General features: G+C 44.0%; 1 protein-coding gene. It reads left to right on the top strand.

Translation table 11 applies throughout. The features are described 5' to 3' along the window. Nucleotides 1–119: 119 nt before the first annotated feature. Nucleotides 120–559, top strand: a 440-nt coding sequence (locus R7O13_RS29670) for an acyltransferase (protein WP_318305566.1), incomplete at its 3' end; no start/stop codon positions are given.

Genomic DNA, 559 nt, shown 5'->3' with positions numbered 1-559 from the left:
AAATACAATTAACAGGTCATTGTTGGGTTAAAAATAAGCAAAAACAGATTGTTAACTATTTAATTGAGTGAAAATTGCCCTATGCTATAAACGATAAGCGATCCAAGGTAGGAAAGGATATGAGAGAAAGGGTTCTGTTTTTTGATTTATTGCGCTGCGTCGCCGCAGTGGCCGTGATCGCTATTCATGTCTTGGCGCCTTATCGAAACGAGTTGGGCGTGATCCCAATGGACCAATGGCTCACCGCCGTTGGAGTGAACAGCGTGACCCGATGGGCGGTGCCGGTATTTATTTTGATTACGGGCGCTCTGATGCTCAGTGATACACGTCCTTTTGATGGCAAGTATTACGTGAAGCGGCGTTTGGGGAAGGTGTTGGTGCCTTTTCTAATTTGGTCGACATTCTACGCGTATCTATCGGGTTGGACGGCACAAGGATTCGATTTTGAAACCGTCAAAGAAGTGCTGAGTAATAGTCCGTTTCATGCCACCTATTACCATTTAGGCTTCTTCTATTATTTTATTCCACTGTATTTCGTGATTCCTCTATGCCAATGGAT

This window comes from Vibrio sp. Y176 (assembly GCF_033438945.1).
Note: the sequence above shows the minus strand (reverse complement) of the source record. Positions and strands in the feature narration are given on the sequence as shown.